The sequence below is a fragment of the Rhizobium sp. PvP014 genome (assembly GCF_017876855.1).
Classification (GTDB): domain Bacteria; phylum Pseudomonadota; class Alphaproteobacteria; order Rhizobiales; family Rhizobiaceae; genus Neorhizobium; species Neorhizobium soli.
In genome coordinates, this window is record NZ_JAGIOT010000001.1 from 344,234 (window position 1) to 359,600 (window position 15,367).

Consider the following 15,367-nt stretch of genomic DNA (forward strand, 5'->3'; position numbering starts at 1 on the left):
CCCATGGCGAAGATCTCGCTGAAGACGCTGGCTCTTGCCTACATCACCACGTTCATCGTGTTCGGCGCGATAGACTCCGTCTGGCTCAGCACGATGACAAGCCTGCTTTACCGGCCGGTCATGGGCGACATGCTTCTGCCGAGTTTCCGTCTCGCGCCTGCCGTGATCTTCTACCTTCTCTACATCGGCGGACTGACGCTGATGGCAGTGCGTCCGGCCCTGATTGCAGGCGGTGTCGGAGCAGCGGTGCGGCAGGGAGCGGCGATCGGGTTCATGTCGTACATGACCTACGATCTCACCAACCATGCGGTCATGAAGAACTGGTCGACGCTGCTTTCAGTGGCCGACATCATTTGGGGTACCTTGCTTTCGGGTCTCGCCAGCGGTCTTGCCACCTGGATCGTTCTGCGGTTCTTCAGAACAAAACACCACTAGCGTTCGAAAACAATATGGCCGGGAAATCCCGGCCATATCTTTGAGCTATTACTGTTCAGGCTCTTCGACCGCGGTCGGCTGACCGCGCTGGTCGAGTATCTCTCGTTTGCCCACATGGTTGGCCGGGCCGACCAGCCCATCCTTCTCCATGCGTTCGACAAGCGATGCGGCCCTGTTGTAGCCGATCGACAGGCGGCGCTGGATGTAGGAGGTCGAGCACTTCTTGTCGCGCATGACGACCTTGATCGCCTGCTCGTACATCTCGTCCCGGTCTTCCTCGCTGATCGCGGACCTGTCGAAGACCGCCTGGTCTTCCTCCTCGACCTCTTCACCCTCTTCGTCTTCCGTGACGCTGCCGAGATAGAGCGGCTGACCTTGCGTCTTCAGATGCGCAACGATGCGCTCGACTTCCTGGTCCGACACGAAGGGACCGTGAACGCGGGCAATGCGTCCGCCGCCCACCATATGTAGCATGTCGCCCTGACCGAGCAGGTTTTCCGCGCCCTGTTCGCCAAGGATGGTGCGGCTGTCGATCTTGGACGTCACCTGGAAAGAGATACGGGTCGGGAAGTTCGCCTTGATCGTACCGGTGATGACGTCGACCGAAGGCCGCTGCGTCGCCATGATCAGGTGGATACCGGCAGCACGCGCCATCTGCGCAAGCCGCTGGATCGCACCTTCGATCTCCTTGCCGGCCACCATCATCAGGTCGGCCATCTCGTCTACGATGACGACGATATAGGGCAACGGCGTCAGGTCCATGTCCTGCTGCTCGTTGATCGGCTCGCCGGTCTGACGGTCGAAACCGACCTGGACGCTGATCGAGATGACCTCGCCGGATGCGGACGCGGCCGCCACACGGGCGTTGAAGCCGTCGATATTGCGAACGCCAAGACGCGACATCTTGCGGTAGCGGTCCTCCATTTCGCGCACCGCCCATTTCAGCGCCAGAACCGCTTTCTTGGGGTCGGTCACGACAGGGGTGAGCAGATGCGGGATACCGTCATAGGCCGACAGTTCGAGCATCTTCGGATCGACCATGATCAGCCTGCACTGGTCCGGCCGCAGACGGTAGATCAGCGAGAGGATCATCGTGTTGACCGCGACCGACTTGCCCGAACCGGTCGTGCCGGCGACGAGCAGGTGCGGCATCTTCGCAAGCTCGGCGACGACGGGTTCTCCGCCGATCGTCTTGCCGAGGCAGAGCGGAAGCCGGAAGCCGGTACCCGCATAGGTGCCGCTTTCGATCAGCTCACGCAGATAGACGGTTTCGCGCACGGGGTTTGGCAGTTCGATACCGATCACGTTGCGACCGGGAACGACAGCTACGCGGGCCGAAAGCGCCGACATCGAGCGGGCGATATCGTCCGAAAGGCCGATCACGCGGGAGGATTTGACGCCGGGTGCCGGGGCGAATTCGTAGAGCGTCACGACAGGGCCGGGACGAACGTCGATGATCTCGCCGCGGATGCCGAAATCCTCCAGCACGCTTTCCAGAAGCCCCGCGCTCTGTTCCAGGCTTTCCTGGCTGACGGGGCTGATCTGGTCATCCACCGGTGCCTGCAGCAATTCGATCGACGGGAACTCGTAGTCGTCGGACGCATGCAGCGGTTCGGTGTTGAACGGCCGGATCGGAGAGATCGCGCGGGTGGCCATGACAACCTGCCGCGTCGACTTTACTGGCACGACGGGGGCGACCGCAGGCGCCGGGGCCTCGATGACGGTCTCAGCGATGACGGGCGCAACGAGAACAGGCTCAGGAATGACAGGCTCAGGAACGACCGGAGCAGCAGCAGCGATGACGGGCGCATCCTGCACTGGAGGCACCACCGGATTTGGCGCAGCATCGTGGCCGGCCTGGCGCAACGTGATCGAACGATAGAGATCAAGCGGCGACGGCCCCACCGGAATTTCTTCGACCAGACGTTTGGTCAGGGTCTCGATCGGCTGGCGAATGACCGGCGCCCTCAGGGCAACCCGCACAGGTTCGGGCCGGACCGGCTGTTTCGGATAGGTCGGGAGCGGACGCTGAGCAACGAACACAGGTCTCTGCTCGACCTTTGGCGGGGGAGGCGGGGTCAGCGCGAACTCTTCGCCGGTGGCCTCTCCAAGGCTCATCACCTCGAAAAACAGATGATCCGGCAGGTTGGCGATCGGAGACTGTCTTTCAGTGCTAATCACGGGAGCATCAATCACTGCTTCAGGCTGCGGCGGCGCAACTGCGACCAGCACCGGTTCAACGGTTTCCCGGGCAAACGTGGCCCGGCGTTCCCTCAGCGCCTGATCGAGAGTGCCGACGAGATTGCGGGCGCCGGGTTCAGGCGACAGGAAGCTAGCGATAGAGGTCGACAGCGCGTCGCCGTCATGTCTTTGGGTGAAAGTAATCTCGGAAATCTCCTGAACGGCTCGCGCCGCCATAGGGGGAATGACAGCCTCGGGGACGGCGTGGGAAGCGACGGCTTCGCCCTCCGCTTCCGGGCCGGAGGGTGCCCCACGCCTGGAGATGGTCTTCTCCGGCGTGCGGGTAAAGCGAACGGTCGGGCCCAACATGAAGGCCTTCTGCCAGTCCGGCAGCGCCTCGATCTCGTGAGCCTGCATCTGGACTGTCGACACGATGTCGCAAGCCACCTGTTGCCCCGCATTCGGGGGCTCAGGCGGATTTATGGGGTGAGAGTGGCCGGTATCCGGCAGTTCGGAAGCCTGGGCTTCCAGCTTGTCAGTTTCGCGAAATTGCGGGCCTGTGAGACGCATTGCCACCAATGAAACCATATGAACAAATCTGGGACACGAACGTCCTTGGATATAAAACAAACATTAACCATGCGTTGCCGGCGCCGATAAATCGTCGAGTGCGGTGATCGCCTGTGACAAAAGGCGCCGGTGAAATGGTCTTTGGGACGGAACAGACTCGGGCAGTTGGTGGTTATTGGGTCAACTGTAGTCGTCAAGATGGAGCCCCCATGTCGAGTCCGAATTCGTTTGAAATGTCACGACGGGATCTTCTCGTCGCAACCGCTGCCGGCTCTGTGGCCGTGGCAAACAGCAACAGAGCTGCAAATGCGCAGGCGGCAACACCGCCTCCCCGGCCGGGGACGGCGACGTCGCGGGTGGGTTTTGTCGTCAACGGCACACGCCAGGATCTCGATCTCGACAACCGTACGACCCTGCTCGACGCGTTGCGTGAGAACCTGCACCTGACCGGCACCAAGAAGGGTTGCGATCACGGACAGTGCGGCGCCTGTACTGTCATGGTCGATGGTCGCCGCATCAATTCGTGCCTGTCGCTTGCCATCATGCACGAGGGCTCCGAGATCACCACGATCGAAGGCCTTGGCACACCGGACGAGATGCATCCGATGCAGACGGCATTCGTCAAGCACGATGGCTTCCAGTGCGGCTATTGCACCCCTGGGCAAATCTGTTCCTCCGTCGCCGTTCTTGAAGAAATCAAGGCCGGCATCCCGAGCCATGTGACGGAAGACCTGACAGCCCCCACGCAGGTTTCCGAGATGGAAATCCGCGAACGTATGAGCGGCAATATCTGTCGATGCGGGGCCTACCCGAACATTGTTGCGGCTATCACGGAAGTTTCGGGGAGGCAGGCATGAAACAGTTTACTTATGAACGCGCCGCATCACCGGCTGAAGCTGCGTCCAAGGCCGCCAACAACCAGAACGCCAAGTTCATCGCGGGAGGCACCAACCTCCTCGACCTGATGAAGCTCGAGATCGAATCACCGACCCATCTCATCGACGTCAACGGTCTCGACCTCGACAAGATCGAGCAGAGTGAAGACGGCGGCGTCCGGATCGGAGCGCTCGTGCGCAATACGGATCTCGCCTCGGACGAGCGCATCCGCCGCGACTACGGCGTGCTTTCGCGCGCACTTCTCGCAGGCGCATCTGGTCAGCTTCGTAACAAGGCAACGACGGCCGGCAACCTTCTGCAGCGGACGCGCTGTCCTTACTTTTACGACACCGCCCAGCCTTGCAACAAGCGCAAGCCCGGTAGCGGTTGTTCAGCCATCGGCGGCGTGACCCGCCAGCTGGGCGTGATCGGCGTCAGCGATGCCTGCATCGCCACCCACCCCGGCGACATGGCAATCGCCATGCGTGCCCTCGATGCAACCGTTGAGACGGTCAAGCCCGATGGCGCAAAACGCGCGATCCCGATTGCCGACTTCCATAAACTGCCCGGCGATACGCCCGAGATCGAAACCACGCTTGAGCGCGGCGAGATCATCACGGCCGTTACGCTGCCGGCACCTGTGGGTGGCAAGCACGTGTATCGCAAGGTGAGAGACCGTGCGTCCTACGCGTTCGCTCTCGTCTCGGTCGCTGCGATCATCCAGCCTGACGGCACCGGTCGCGTTGCAGTTGGCGGCGTGGCGCCCAAGCCATGGCGCGTCGAAGAGGCGGAAGCCGACTTGCCGCAGGGATCCAAGGCCGTGATGGCCAAGGTCTTTGCCGGCGCAAAGCCAACAGAAGAAAATTCGTTCAAGGTGACACTGGCGGAGCGCACGCTCGCCGGCATCCTTGAAGAAACCAAGGGGTAAGCCATGCTATTCGATCGTCCCGCCACGACCAATCCCATCGATCAGATGAAGGTGGTCGGCCAGCATATCACGCGTATCGACGGCCCTAAGAAGGTCACCGGCACGGCGACCTATGCCTATGAATGGAACCACGCCAACCTCAATGTTGCCTACGGCTATCCCGTAGGCGCCGGCATCGCAAAGGGTCGGATCAGCTCGATGGATATCCAGGCGGCCCGCAACGCTCCGGGCGTTCTGGCTGTCGTCACGGCGGAAACGGCTGGCAAGCTCTCCAAGGGCAAGATGAATGCGGCCAAGCTTCTCGGTGGCCCCGAGATCTCGCATTATCACCAGGCTATCGCCGTCGTCGTCGCTGAAACCTTTGAGCAGGCCCGCGCCGCAGCGAGCCTTATCAAGGTGGATTACGTTCGCGCTCCCGGTTCCTACGATCTGGAAGCTGCGAAGGACACGGCCAAGAAGCCGGAGGGCTCCGAAGGTGAAGACGCAGACACTTCTGCCGGCAACTTTGACAAGGCGTTCGCCGAGGCAGCGGTTAAGTTCGACCAGACCTACACGACACCCGACCAGTCACATGCGATGATGGAGCCGCATTCGTCTCTCGCCATGTGGGACGGGGACGAAGTTACGGTCTGGACCTCGAACCAGATGATTGCCTGGAACAAGTCAGAAATGGCGATCACGCTCGGCATCGATCCGGAGAAGGTCCATATCATGTCGCCGTTTGTGGGCGGTGGTTTCGGCTCAAAGCTTTTCCTCCGGTCGGATGCGGTGCTTGCAGCGCTTGGTGCGAAAGCGGCGGGACGCCCCGTCAAGCTCGCGCTTCCGCGTCCGTTCGTGATGAACAACACGACGCACCGCCCGGCAACGATCCAGCGTATCCGCATCGGAACGACGCAGGAAGGCAAGATCACCGCGATTGCCCACGAAAGCTGGAACGGCAACCTGCCGGGTGGCAGCCTGGAGACAGCCGTGGCGCAGACTCGCCTTCTCTACGCCGGCGAAAACCGGATGACCTCGATGCGGCTTGCTGCACTCGATCTGCCCGAAGGCAATGCGATGCGCGCACCGGGCGAAGCGCCTGGTCTCATGGCGCTTGAAATCGCTATGGACGAACTGGCCGAGCGGCTCAACCTCGACCCCGTCGAGTTGCGGATCATCAACGACACGCAGGTTGATCCGGAAAAGCCTGAACGGAAGTTCTCGCACCGTCAGCTGGTCGAATGTCTTCGCCGGGGTGCTGAAACCTTCGGCTGGGACAAGCGCAACGCCGAGACGGGTCGCGTCAAGGATGGACGCTGGATGGTTGGCATGGGTGTTGCGGCAGCGTTCCGCAACAACATGAACATGAAGTCTGGCGCCCGCGTGCGGCTCGATTCCGAAGGCGTCGTGACTGTCGAAACCGACATGACGGATATCGGTACGGGTAGCTACACAATCATCGCCCAGACCGCGGCCGAAATGATGGGCGTAACGATCGATAAGGTTGCCGTAGAGCTCGGCGATTCCCGCTTCCCGGCGTCGTCGGGATCGGGCGGACAGTGGGGCGGAAACAGCTCCACCGCCGGCGTCTACGCCGCATGCGTGGCGCTGCGGGATGCGATCTCGCAAAAGGTCGGTTTCAACTCCGCAGATGTCACGTTTGCCGACGGCCAGATCCGTTCCGGCAACCGCAGCATTGCTCTCGCTGAGGCAGCTGGCAAGGATGGTGTCGTTGCGGAAGATACTATCGAGTATGGCGATCTTGCAGAAGAGATGCAGCAATCGACATTCGGTGCCCATTTCGTCGAGGTCGGCGTCGACATGTACACGGCTGAAATCCGCGTTCGGCGCATGCTGAGCGTCTGTGCAGCAGGGCGCATTCTCAACCCGATCACGGCCCGCAGCCAGGTCATCGGTGCGATGACGATGGGCGTCGGCGGCGCCTTCATGGAAGAACTGGCCGTCGACAAGCGTCGCGGCTTCTTCGTCAACCATGATCTCGCCGGCTACGAAGTTCCTGTCCATGCCGATATTCCGCATCAGGATGTCATCTTCCTCGATGAGACGGATCCGACCACCTCGCCGATGAAGGCAAAGGGTGTTGGCGAACTCGGCCTTTGCGGTGTGGCGGCAGCGCTTTCGAACGCCGTGCACAACGCAACCGGCGTGCGTATCCGTGATTACCCTGTCACGCTCGACAAGCTGCTGCGGGACATGCCGCAGGTCGGCTGATCCGCTCGGCATCGTTATGCAAAACTCTGGCCGGAGCATCCACAGATGCTCCGGCCTTATATTTTTAGAACCTCGTCGCGCCAGAAGACGATAACATAGCCGCCGCGTGCTTCAGCGTTGGATGCCCATGCCTTGAACTGCGGCATATAGGGCGGATGACGCCACAGATCGGGATAGTCGGGATCGGCAAGGACCGTAATCTGCTGTCCTTCCCCATAGACCATCAGGTGGGATCTTTGAGGAGCCCACTCGTCGCCCAGTCCTTCGCGCGTTAGCCAATGGCACACGAAGTCGCGGCAAAGCATCGGTCGATCCTGGTAGATGGAACAGCCTTGTCCGGCAACGCAGTGCCTGCACCACTCGTCCGCAGGCTTGTTGAGATCATCAATGTCCGGCAACCGGCAGCAAAGGGTGCAGGTTCCGCACGCGCGGCCCTCGACAATGGCTGGTGTCATTCTTGCGATACGCTTCCTGCGTCTTCGGGATACCCCCGGTCTGCGACCTTCAAACAGTTTCGTTCAAGAGCCGCACGCGATTGAAGAGGCTGCCGGATCCAGAGTTGGGTGCGGGAGGCCGCAAAACGGCACCGCCCGGATATCACCGCAGGGGTGTGTGACGCAAGAAAAGCGCTTTGGTTTCGACGCATGCGGGAAACGGAAGTTTAATCGATGAGCCTTAAGTCTGATGCAAACGGAGATTTTTCCATAATGACGACGAGTTGCCAAGGCTGCCGCGACGGCGCAGCATTCGAACTACCGTTCTCGATGGCATTCCAGCCGATCGTCGACATCGCAACAGGCAAGATTTTCGCCCACGAAGCGCTTGTTCGCGGTCTAAACGGAGAAGGTGCCGGGTCAGTTCTATCGCAGGTGCAGGCCGACAACCGCTATGCGTTCGATCAGCAGTGCCGGGTCAAGGCGATCGAACTTGCCGCGCAGCTCTACGACCCCGCTGACGACGTGAAACTGTCGATCAACTTCATGCCGAACGCCGTCTACGAACCGCGGGCGTGTATCCGCCTGACGCTTGCCACGGCCATGAAGACGGGTTTTCCGCTTGATCGCATCATCTTCGAGTTCACCGAGAACGAGGAGTTGGATACCAAGCACGTCCTTCACATCCTGCGGACATACCGGGATATGGGCTTCAAAACTGCGATCGACGACTTCGGTTCAGGCCACTCCGGTCTTGGCCTCCTCAGTCATTTCCAGCCCGATATCGTCAAGCTGGATATGGACATGATCAGAGGGATCGACACCGATCCGGTCCGGCGCACCATCGTCAAGCACACGTTGCGGATGCTCGAAGAACTCAACATCGTGCCGCTCTGCGAAGGCGTCGAAACCGTCGGCGAAATGTCGGCCCTGCGGGATTTGGGCGTGTCCCTCATCCAGGGCTACCTGCTCGCCAAGCCAAGCTTCGAACACCTCGCCATCCCGGCTTCCGCGAAGGCGATGCTTGCTGCGGCGGCCTGAGAAACGGTGGGATAGGCGAACCAAAGCGGAATGAAAGGTCCGGTATCGGTTTCGACGCAGTGGAAACAGGCAGAGATGCCTACTGGACGCTGACAAGGGCAAGCTCAGGCTAGCTCGATTTGACGAGTGAAACAGCGCGTTCGTTCACGTTCGAGACAGCTTGACGTCAATCGAGACAGTACTTTTCGCGCCGGAATGCAGGTGGGGGATATTTCCAGAAGGGATGCAAAATCAACGCTCTCTAGAGCGAGTGGTGCCCCATGCCGGCGCACCTGAAATCAATGAATACAATGGGGTTAGTGAGCATCTGGACACTTGGTGACGCCACGCGATCGTTATGTTTTTTTGAAAAGTGTCCAGACGTTGAGGACATAAATTCAAGCGAGTGACCGCTGAACTCGGGGCGCAACCCGGAGGGCCGTCGACCGAGGGGGCCGATACCCTCTCTCCAGCAGCGCCCTCACACTCTAGACCGCTCTCAGCGGGCAGTAATATAGTGCATACTTGACGTGCGCCAAAATCGTGTCAGGCTTGTCTTCCTTAGGACAATGCAACCACCACTGCCGAGGTTTGGGTAATGTCGCCTGACCGTTTCAGGGAATGCCTACGCGTTATACGGTGGACCCCGATCAACATCGCCTCTCTGCTGGAATGTGATCTGTCTTGGATAGAGGCGCTCGAAGCGGGCACTGAAGAGGTTCCCGTTGGACTTGCTGCTTGGCTTGAAGTGCTGGCGCAATCGCACGAGGCCTTGCCCCCTCCTCGCACCTACAGGGGTCGTCGCGCTGCACCGTCCTCCTGGGAGCGCCCCCGGCACACTCTTTCCTGACAGCCGCCGATAGTCTCATATTAAGTTTGTTCTTGCCTTGTTCTTTTTACGCGACCGATTTAGGTTCGCGGCATGAGCGAGATCGGAACCATAGGCGACGCATTCAATCAGGGTTGGCAGCTCTCTGCCGCCTGCCGTCATGGCCTTGTCGATACTGGCAGCAGCAGCCGGAAATGCGACTGGAAGTACAACCTCGACATGACGACCTTGGTCGCAACTCGCGGCCGCGACTTTCCGATCGATAGGGTCTCTGAGCGCTTGCGTTGTCCCCGATGCGGAAGCCGCAAGATCTCAGTGTTTTTCGTGACGCCATCGATGCCGACTAGAAGTACGGCTGGCCGTTAAGAACCAACAGTATCAGGCGCCCGCATCCTTGAAACCAATGCCACTGGATCACCAGGTTCATGAAGCTCTCAAAATCCTTGCCCGCTACAAGCATGTCAGTAAGGGAGACTTCATCCTTCGACGGGTCGGCGCGACGGCGATCGCTTCGCTTGTGGAAACCGGCCTTGCAACAGTCGGCCGGGGACGGAACGGGGGCATCGTGTACACACTCACCGCAGCAGGGAAGGCACGACTACCGTCAGACCGTAGCTCGACATAATCGAAAAAGAGCCCGCAAACCCTAAGGGACAGCGGGCTAGTTTGGGGAAGGCCGGAATGCCTTCAGGGAAAGAATAATTCTCGGAGCAACGAGAATCAACCAACTAACGATGGCAGCTCTCCATGCGGGTACAGTCGATCTCTCACTGCCAGAACTGCTAGTCGATCATCCTGGCGTCGACTGCTACGGTAGCAAGCCGAAGGAGAAGAGGATGCACAGAATGAAGTCCGAAGACATTCCCGCGTTTGTAGCGGAGGTGGCCGCAACCGGCTGCAACATCACGGGGATCGCAGGCGTGGGATATCTGATCGGCGATGCGGACCTTCCTGATGACCAGTTTGAGGAGGTGATGCCGAAGCTATCCGAAATCACGGATGCCTACGGTAAGTGCGACCATCTCCTTGAGGAAATCACTGAGTATCTCGTTTCGATCGGTCGAAGCTATCCGCCGCCGGAGATGCACTAACGCGTAAGGAAATGTGTCGAACGAGCATGAGGCATCCCAAACCGCGACACAACTACAATTTAACCAATCATATTAACGGAACGGATGTGTTCTCTAGGTAGAAACATGACACGTTGGGACAACCCGTTCCACGACACGAACTACGGGGGATTGCATGTCAGTTTTTGCACGTTTCATGAAGGACGAGTCGGGCGCTACTGCGATCGAATACGGTCTCATTGCCGCTCTTATCTCAGTTGCGCTGATCGCCGGGGCGACCACGCTCGGTGGCGCACTGAATAACCAGTTCACAAACCTTTCGAAGAAGCTCAGCTGTGGATCCGCTGCCACCACTTGCTAATCGATGGTTGGTTGCGACGTAGTCTGACTAAAGATGGCGAATGAACTCAAGTATTCGGGTCAGCCTTTCACCTCTAGTTAACGTCCAGATTGTACCTCGGGAAGTGGACACCATTTCCAGCGTCCAGCACTCAACTCGCCGAACAATGGGACCTCCGTTGTTCGGTTTTTTGCTTGCAGGGCCACTTGCCCTCTGGCCTTCGAGATCCGGTAGGGTTGTGAGGGCTTGGATATCCTTGGTGTAGCCGGTGGGACTTCATGCCGGTGTGTAATGTCGTCGCTAAATCAATGACATAGAATCCCCGCACGGCGCTATTGTAGCCCGTTGATTCGCTTGTGCTATTTGCGCAACCGCCCGCACCATCTGCGGTGTGTAGGAGCGGCCTTCAGGCTCGTCTGCCTCATCACCGAAAACTTGATTGCAAGGCGTGGAAATACACCTGATAGATAAAGCTCATTCAAGCGAGCTTCATATGAACCTCTACATAGACACAAATATCTTTCTCAATTTCTTCCATTATAGCGGCGAGGACATTGAGCAGTTGCGTAAAATATATGCACTGTCAGACGTTGGCGAGATTGCATTCGTCCTGCCTGACCAAGTTTGGCATGAATTCCTCCGAAATCGGCACGACAAAATCAGGAGCGGATTTGATGAGTTTCGCAAATTTCGCTTTCAGCAGAGCGTCCCCGCATACTGTAAAAATTACCCTGAATATGAGGCTTTTAGGGACCTGCTGAAGCAAACCAACGCCGCTCATGCAGCGCTTGTTAAAAAGGTCTCAGAGGACATCGCCGCTCGTTCGCTGGAAGCCGATGCACTGATAAAAAATCTTTTCGAAAAAGCAAATTTGGTTAGCGTAGATCAAGCAATATACGCCGCTGCTCTTGAGCGCTTTAGACGTGGAAATCCCCCTGGCAAAAAGAAAGAGACTATTGGAGACGAGATAAATTGGGAAACTCTCCTTTCTGTAGTCAAGGATGGCGAGGATCTTTACATCGTCAGTGGGGATGTTGACTATAGAGATGATGACACAGCTAACTTCAACACATACCTTGCTGCAGAATGGGCTGAAAGAAAGGGGAGCTCCGTCATTTTCTACACCAGCATGTCTGCCTTCCTGAAGGACAATTTTCCTCAGGTCCACCTCGCTAGTGATGTAGCCGTAAACTCTTTAATAGCTCGCCTATCAGCCAGCGGAAGCTACGCAACTACCCATGCTTTGATCGCAAAGCTTAGCAAAACAGACGCGTTTAGTGAGCTTCAGGCAGCTCAACTGGTCGAGGCTGCGGAACTAAACAACCAGGTAACTTGGATCATAAACGACGACGACGTCAGATCCTTTTATCAAAAGCTACTCGCGGACCACTCGCACAAGCTAGATCCTATCCAAGTTGAGAAACTTGCCGCATTACTCGATGAAGAAGTTGTCGAACCCAACATTTTTGACTAGGGCGATTTAGAGCGCTCAGATGCAGATCTCAAAAATCGATGCTGCCAGGCGGCAACTTTTGGCAGCCATCCATATTCAGTGGTTTCTCCTGGAGCCGATGGCAGCGAACCAACTTGCAGCCAACGCGGCTGAAATTTGCGACGCACTGTTGAGGAATGAGGGGAAGCTGCGGATCCGAGAGCAGATCGAGAAGGTACATGGCATGAGCCCGAAGGAAGCTGCAGCGTTGATCAACGTTGCGAGAAACTTCGCAAAACATGCAGATCGTGATCCTGATGCATTGTCGGACGACCTCTCTTCTGAAGACGTCGATGCCGTAATTCTCACAGCTTGTATCGACTATTCGATGGCATCAGGGCGAAGCCACTATGTGATTGGGCTGTTCATATCATGGTATGCCGCCATAAATCCCAAGAAGATGGGAGATATGTTTTATCAGCCTGCCCGCGAGTTATTTCCCAATCTTAGCGGGATAGGTCGAGCTGCTCAAGTTGCTGCAGCTAGACACGTATCCAAACAACTTCCCGCACGGGGTTTAATCGATCATGCGCGGAACGAGCTAACAGACAATTGGCGCTGGGTCTCCTTGCGCGACCTGGGCGACGGACTGCGCTTGCCCACTGAATGATTACCAACATTCGAGCCCCAATTGGACAACGAAAGACGCCGGATTTCACAACTTAAAACAATGGCATCTGCTAGCGTTCAGGGGTATTAAATCACGTTCGTTTTTGCTTGAGAATTTCAGGCGCTCCCGGCACCACGAAGTCGCAGTTAAGCATGCGTATGACATACTTCCAACTAGTGAAATCGACAGCGCAAAATAGAATTGAGGACAGGGGGCGCGATGTGCGCAATAAATAAACAGAGGGATGTTTACCGCAGGATTTTGCAATGTTTACACGCAGACTGCTCTACCAATTTGGATTTATTCTTATAATAGCGATATTAGCGTGGCGTTCGTGGGAAGTATTTTCAAACTACCAAAATAGCCAAGCCAATGAACGCAAAGACGCTGCCTTTTATCATGCTAACGCCGCGCAGCACAGCGTTGAGACCTGCGGGGCCGTTATGGAGAAAGGCGGCGTCTTCGACTGGTTTACTTGTCTCGCTGATAGTCTAAGCGCCGACGGCAGCGAGAAGCAGGCAGAATATGATCTGAAGGCCCAACAGGATATGTCTGCATGGGCGCTTGGCATGTTGATCGTTACAATTTGGATGGCTGCTGCAACCTTCTTGGGCGTGTTTTTCGTATGGAAAACCCTCATCGCCACACAAGAAATGGCGAGCGACACTAGATCAATCGGCGAAGTTCAAAACGCTGCAAACCAAAGTTCGCTCGATGTTGCCGCACAGAGCCTCGCTGTTTCTCGGAGGGTTGCCGAGGCAGAACTTACTCCAGGGATCGTGGTTGAAAGTATCAAAATTTCCATCGACTCACGTGAGATTTCCATGCAACGCGCCCCAACAACATTCGATGGAGGGCTGAAAGAACTCTTTTTTTTGGGCGAAGCGGCGCTTGAGGTTAGAAATTGGGGGAAGACGCCAATTTTCGATTTCACAATTTGTGGCAGGATTTTGTTGGTCGACAGAAATTGCGCACCCCTCGGCTTTCCGGAATTTGACGAGCTACCCGAGGCATTGCTCGTTAAAAGTAAATGGCCTCTCCGATACGGCCTCATACCTCCCGGTGAAACTGTAACTATCACCGAACGGCACATGGCATGCTACTACACTAGGCGCGATAATCTCAGTATCTCCCCTAGTTTTGGATTCAGCTATGCCGGAGATGTAACTTTCCGCGATATTTTGTCTAACGGATCAGTCGCAAACCGAAACTTTGTTATCGACGCACATCAATCCGACCGTGATGCCAACACGAAAATTTTCGTTCAAGAGACTAGGCGCGGCTAGATGCAGCGTAAGTCACAATATCTTTTATTCCCCACGCTTGATTGGCGCGTTGCTACGTTAGAGCGTGAGGGTGGAAGTAAGCACTGGCGGGCTGCCAACACCGTGGAAGACTGATATGTTCATGACGAAGAGGCGTTCCAGCCTTTTATCGTGGGAATCAATCGTGATGGACGATATACAGCCACCCAGACTGGGATCAGCTGACAGGTTTCTCGAATGCCAAGAGGCGATCGAGGCCCGCGTTCGAAATATACTCGAGGACGCCTATGTCGCGGGCTGGGAGCACGGCGAGGTTCTGGCTGCTATCATTCACGTTGCCGACGAGGTCGCTCTCATGCTTGGAGAGAAGGACGCACTCCAGGATCTGCTCATACGTTTGAGGGACAACCAACCAGGTGACGACTAAGGCTGACCGATCCGCTCCCGTTCAACGCGATCGAGGCGTTGCCTTAGATCCATGATGACATCTCTCGCGCCGTAGACACTGCCTTGCGCCTGTTTCAGCTCGTCGACTTGGCGCTGCTGATCTTGAAACCGCTGGTCATAGTTGGCCCAGACGCGAGCGTGCTCGTCTCTCGGCACCAGCCCCTCCCGAAGCTCCTTGATAGCAGCTTCGGTCCGCTGGCGGTCTTCTTGGCCACGAGCCGTTCGCCATTCCATCTCTTTCTGCGTGACCATACCTGCAACGATCGTCGACAAGCTGTCCTTTGTCTCGAGCGCTCGCATGCGCATGTCCTCGCGAATCGTGGTGATGTTGTCCTTGATGGGCTGCAGCGCCATGAAGCCGAGACCGCCCAGGACAGTTATCGTCACCGAGCAGAAGCCAATGATGATCGGCCACTGTGTCTTTGAGCCGCCGCGGATGTCATCGATTAAGCTCCGGATCTGAGAACCTATCTCGGAGAACCCTTGCTTCATCCGTGTATCCAAGTCGCCGATCTGCCGCGACTGGTTATCGACGCGCTCGCCGAGCTGCGCGTATTTCGCTTCCGGATCAAAGCTGCCGTTTGGCATGTCGTTTCTCCCTATCATTCGTTTCTAGCCCTTGGCAATTCCGCCTATGGCGGGTGTTGACTCATGTCAAA

Annotated in this window: 15 protein-coding genes; 12 read left to right on the top strand and 3 right to left on the bottom strand. The window is 57.2% G+C overall.

Annotated elements, in window-relative coordinates; genetic code table 11:
- Positions 1–3: 3 nt before the first annotated feature.
- Positions 4–435, top strand: coding sequence for a DUF2177 family protein (locus J3A65_RS01535; RefSeq protein ID WP_092664551.1), 432 nt, complete (start codon positions 4–6; stop codon positions 433–435).
- A gap of 48 nt (positions 436–483) precedes the next feature.
- On the opposite strand, the gene J3A65_RS01540 is transcribed toward J3A65_RS01535, so the two are convergent.
- The gene (locus tag J3A65_RS01540) at positions 484–3,033 is read right to left on the bottom strand and encodes a DNA translocase FtsK (RefSeq protein ID WP_209899899.1); all 2,550 of its coding nucleotides are present in this window, start codon (positions 3,031–3,033) and stop codon (positions 484–486) included.
- 362 nt (positions 3,034–3,395) lie between these two features.
- Between J3A65_RS01540 and paoA the strand changes: the two genes are divergently transcribed.
- The 3 genes from paoA to paoC are packed head-to-tail and all read left to right on the top strand — an operon-like array spanning position 3,396 to position 7,201.
- Entirely contained in the window at positions 3,396–4,043 is a 648-nt protein-coding gene (gene paoA, locus J3A65_RS01545) for an aldehyde dehydrogenase iron-sulfur subunit PaoA (protein WP_062454375.1), read from the top strand.
- Complete coding sequence (locus tag J3A65_RS01550) at positions 4,040–4,990, top strand: xanthine dehydrogenase family protein subunit M (protein ID WP_184656026.1); 951 nt, start codon at positions 4,040–4,042, stop codon at positions 4,988–4,990. The genes paoA and J3A65_RS01550 overlap by 4 nt, the downstream gene beginning before the upstream one ends.
- Positions 4,991–4,993: 3 nt before the next feature.
- Positions 4,994–7,201 carry an aldehyde oxidoreductase molybdenum-binding subunit PaoC gene (paoC, locus tag J3A65_RS01555; RefSeq protein ID WP_174197363.1) on the top strand — a complete coding sequence of 736 codons (2,208 nt, stop codon included), beginning with the start codon at positions 4,994–4,996 and terminating at the stop codon, positions 7,199–7,201.
- Between the two features lie 56 nt (positions 7,202–7,257).
- Here paoC and J3A65_RS01560 read toward each other — a convergent pair whose 3' ends face one another.
- Entirely contained in the window at positions 7,258–7,656 is a 399-nt protein-coding gene (locus tag J3A65_RS01560; protein ID WP_062577462.1) for a hypothetical protein, read from the bottom strand.
- Positions 7,657–7,908: 252 nt separating this feature from the next.
- On the opposite strand from J3A65_RS01560, the gene J3A65_RS01565 reads away from it, so the two are divergent.
- The 8 genes from J3A65_RS01565 to J3A65_RS01595 all read left to right on the top strand — a co-directional run bounded on the left by J3A65_RS01565 (position 7,909) and on the right by J3A65_RS01595 (position 14,688).
- Complete coding sequence (locus J3A65_RS01565) at positions 7,909–8,676, top strand: EAL domain-containing protein (RefSeq protein ID WP_113110206.1); 768 nt, start codon at positions 7,909–7,911, stop codon at positions 8,674–8,676.
- A 577-nt stretch (positions 8,677–9,253) separates the two neighbouring features.
- Positions 9,254–9,505: a hypothetical protein gene (locus J3A65_RS23275; RefSeq protein WP_245341396.1), complete on the top strand. Its 252-nt coding sequence runs from the start codon at positions 9,254–9,256 to the stop codon at positions 9,503–9,505.
- Positions 9,506–10,320: 815 nt separating this feature from the next.
- Positions 10,321–10,575 carry a hypothetical protein gene (locus J3A65_RS01570; protein ID WP_245341398.1) on the top strand — a complete coding sequence of 85 codons (255 nt, stop codon included), beginning with the start codon at positions 10,321–10,323 and terminating at the stop codon, positions 10,573–10,575.
- 154 nt (positions 10,576–10,729) lie between these two features.
- A complete protein-coding gene (locus J3A65_RS01575; RefSeq protein WP_062581247.1) occupies positions 10,730–10,915 on the top strand; it encodes a Flp family type IVb pilin in 186 nt (61 codons plus the stop codon).
- 472 nt (positions 10,916–11,387) lie between these two features.
- Positions 11,388–12,368, top strand: a complete 981-nt coding sequence (locus J3A65_RS01580) for a PIN domain-containing protein (protein WP_209898770.1) — start codon at positions 11,388–11,390, stop codon at positions 12,366–12,368.
- Between the two features lie 19 nt (positions 12,369–12,387).
- Positions 12,388–12,996 carry a hypothetical protein gene (locus J3A65_RS01585; RefSeq protein ID WP_209898773.1) on the top strand — a complete coding sequence of 203 codons (609 nt, stop codon included), beginning with the start codon at positions 12,388–12,390 and terminating at the stop codon, positions 12,994–12,996.
- A gap of 266 nt (positions 12,997–13,262) precedes the next feature.
- A complete protein-coding gene (locus tag J3A65_RS01590) occupies positions 13,263–14,282 on the top strand; it encodes a hypothetical protein (protein WP_209898776.1) in 1,020 nt (339 codons plus the stop codon).
- 115 nt (positions 14,283–14,397) lie between these two features.
- Positions 14,398–14,688, top strand: coding sequence for a hypothetical protein (locus J3A65_RS01595; protein WP_209898779.1), 291 nt, complete (start codon positions 14,398–14,400; stop codon positions 14,686–14,688).
- Here the strand turns inward: J3A65_RS01595 and J3A65_RS01600 are convergent.
- Positions 14,685–15,296 carry a hypothetical protein gene (locus J3A65_RS01600; RefSeq protein ID WP_209898782.1) on the bottom strand — a complete coding sequence of 204 codons (612 nt, stop codon included), beginning with the start codon at positions 15,294–15,296 and terminating at the stop codon, positions 14,685–14,687. The two genes, J3A65_RS01595 and J3A65_RS01600, sit on opposite strands and share 4 nt — an antisense overlap.
- Between the last annotated feature and the right edge of the window lie 71 nt (positions 15,297–15,367).

What these genes read in the sequence shown, in the direction of transcription:
- J3A65_RS01535 (WP_092664551.1), top strand. Translation starts at nt 4, where the DNA reads ATGGCGAAGATCTCGCTGAAGACGCTGGCTCTTGCCTACATCACCACG.
- J3A65_RS01540 (WP_209899899.1), bottom strand. Translation starts at nt 3,033, where the DNA reads ATGCAGGCTCACGAGATCGAGGCGCTGCCGGACTGGCAGAAGGCCTTC.
- paoA (WP_062454375.1), top strand. Translation starts at nt 3,396, where the DNA reads ATGTCGAGTCCGAATTCGTTTGAAATGTCACGACGGGATCTTCTCGTC.
- J3A65_RS01550 (WP_184656026.1), top strand. Translation starts at nt 4,040, where the DNA reads ATGAAACAGTTTACTTATGAACGCGCCGCATCACCGGCTGAAGCTGCG.
- paoC (WP_174197363.1), top strand. Translation starts at nt 4,994, where the DNA reads ATGCTATTCGATCGTCCCGCCACGACCAATCCCATCGATCAGATGAAG.
- J3A65_RS01560 (WP_062577462.1), bottom strand. Translation starts at nt 7,656, where the DNA reads ATGACACCAGCCATTGTCGAGGGCCGCGCGTGCGGAACCTGCACCCTT.
- J3A65_RS01565 (WP_113110206.1), top strand. Translation starts at nt 7,909, where the DNA reads ATGACGACGAGTTGCCAAGGCTGCCGCGACGGCGCAGCATTCGAACTA.
- J3A65_RS23275 (WP_245341396.1), top strand. Translation starts at nt 9,254, where the DNA reads ATGTCGCCTGACCGTTTCAGGGAATGCCTACGCGTTATACGGTGGACC.
- J3A65_RS01570 (WP_245341398.1), top strand. Translation starts at nt 10,321, where the DNA reads ATGCACAGAATGAAGTCCGAAGACATTCCCGCGTTTGTAGCGGAGGTG.
- J3A65_RS01575 (WP_062581247.1), top strand. Translation starts at nt 10,730, where the DNA reads ATGTCAGTTTTTGCACGTTTCATGAAGGACGAGTCGGGCGCTACTGCG.
- J3A65_RS01580 (WP_209898770.1), top strand. Translation starts at nt 11,388, where the DNA reads ATGAACCTCTACATAGACACAAATATCTTTCTCAATTTCTTCCATTAT.
- J3A65_RS01585 (WP_209898773.1), top strand. Translation starts at nt 12,388, where the DNA reads ATGCAGATCTCAAAAATCGATGCTGCCAGGCGGCAACTTTTGGCAGCC.
- J3A65_RS01590 (WP_209898776.1), top strand. Translation starts at nt 13,263, where the DNA reads ATGTTTACACGCAGACTGCTCTACCAATTTGGATTTATTCTTATAATA.
- J3A65_RS01595 (WP_209898779.1), top strand. Translation starts at nt 14,398, where the DNA reads ATGTTCATGACGAAGAGGCGTTCCAGCCTTTTATCGTGGGAATCAATC.
- J3A65_RS01600 (WP_209898782.1), bottom strand. Translation starts at nt 15,296, where the DNA reads ATGCCAAACGGCAGCTTTGATCCGGAAGCGAAATACGCGCAGCTCGGC.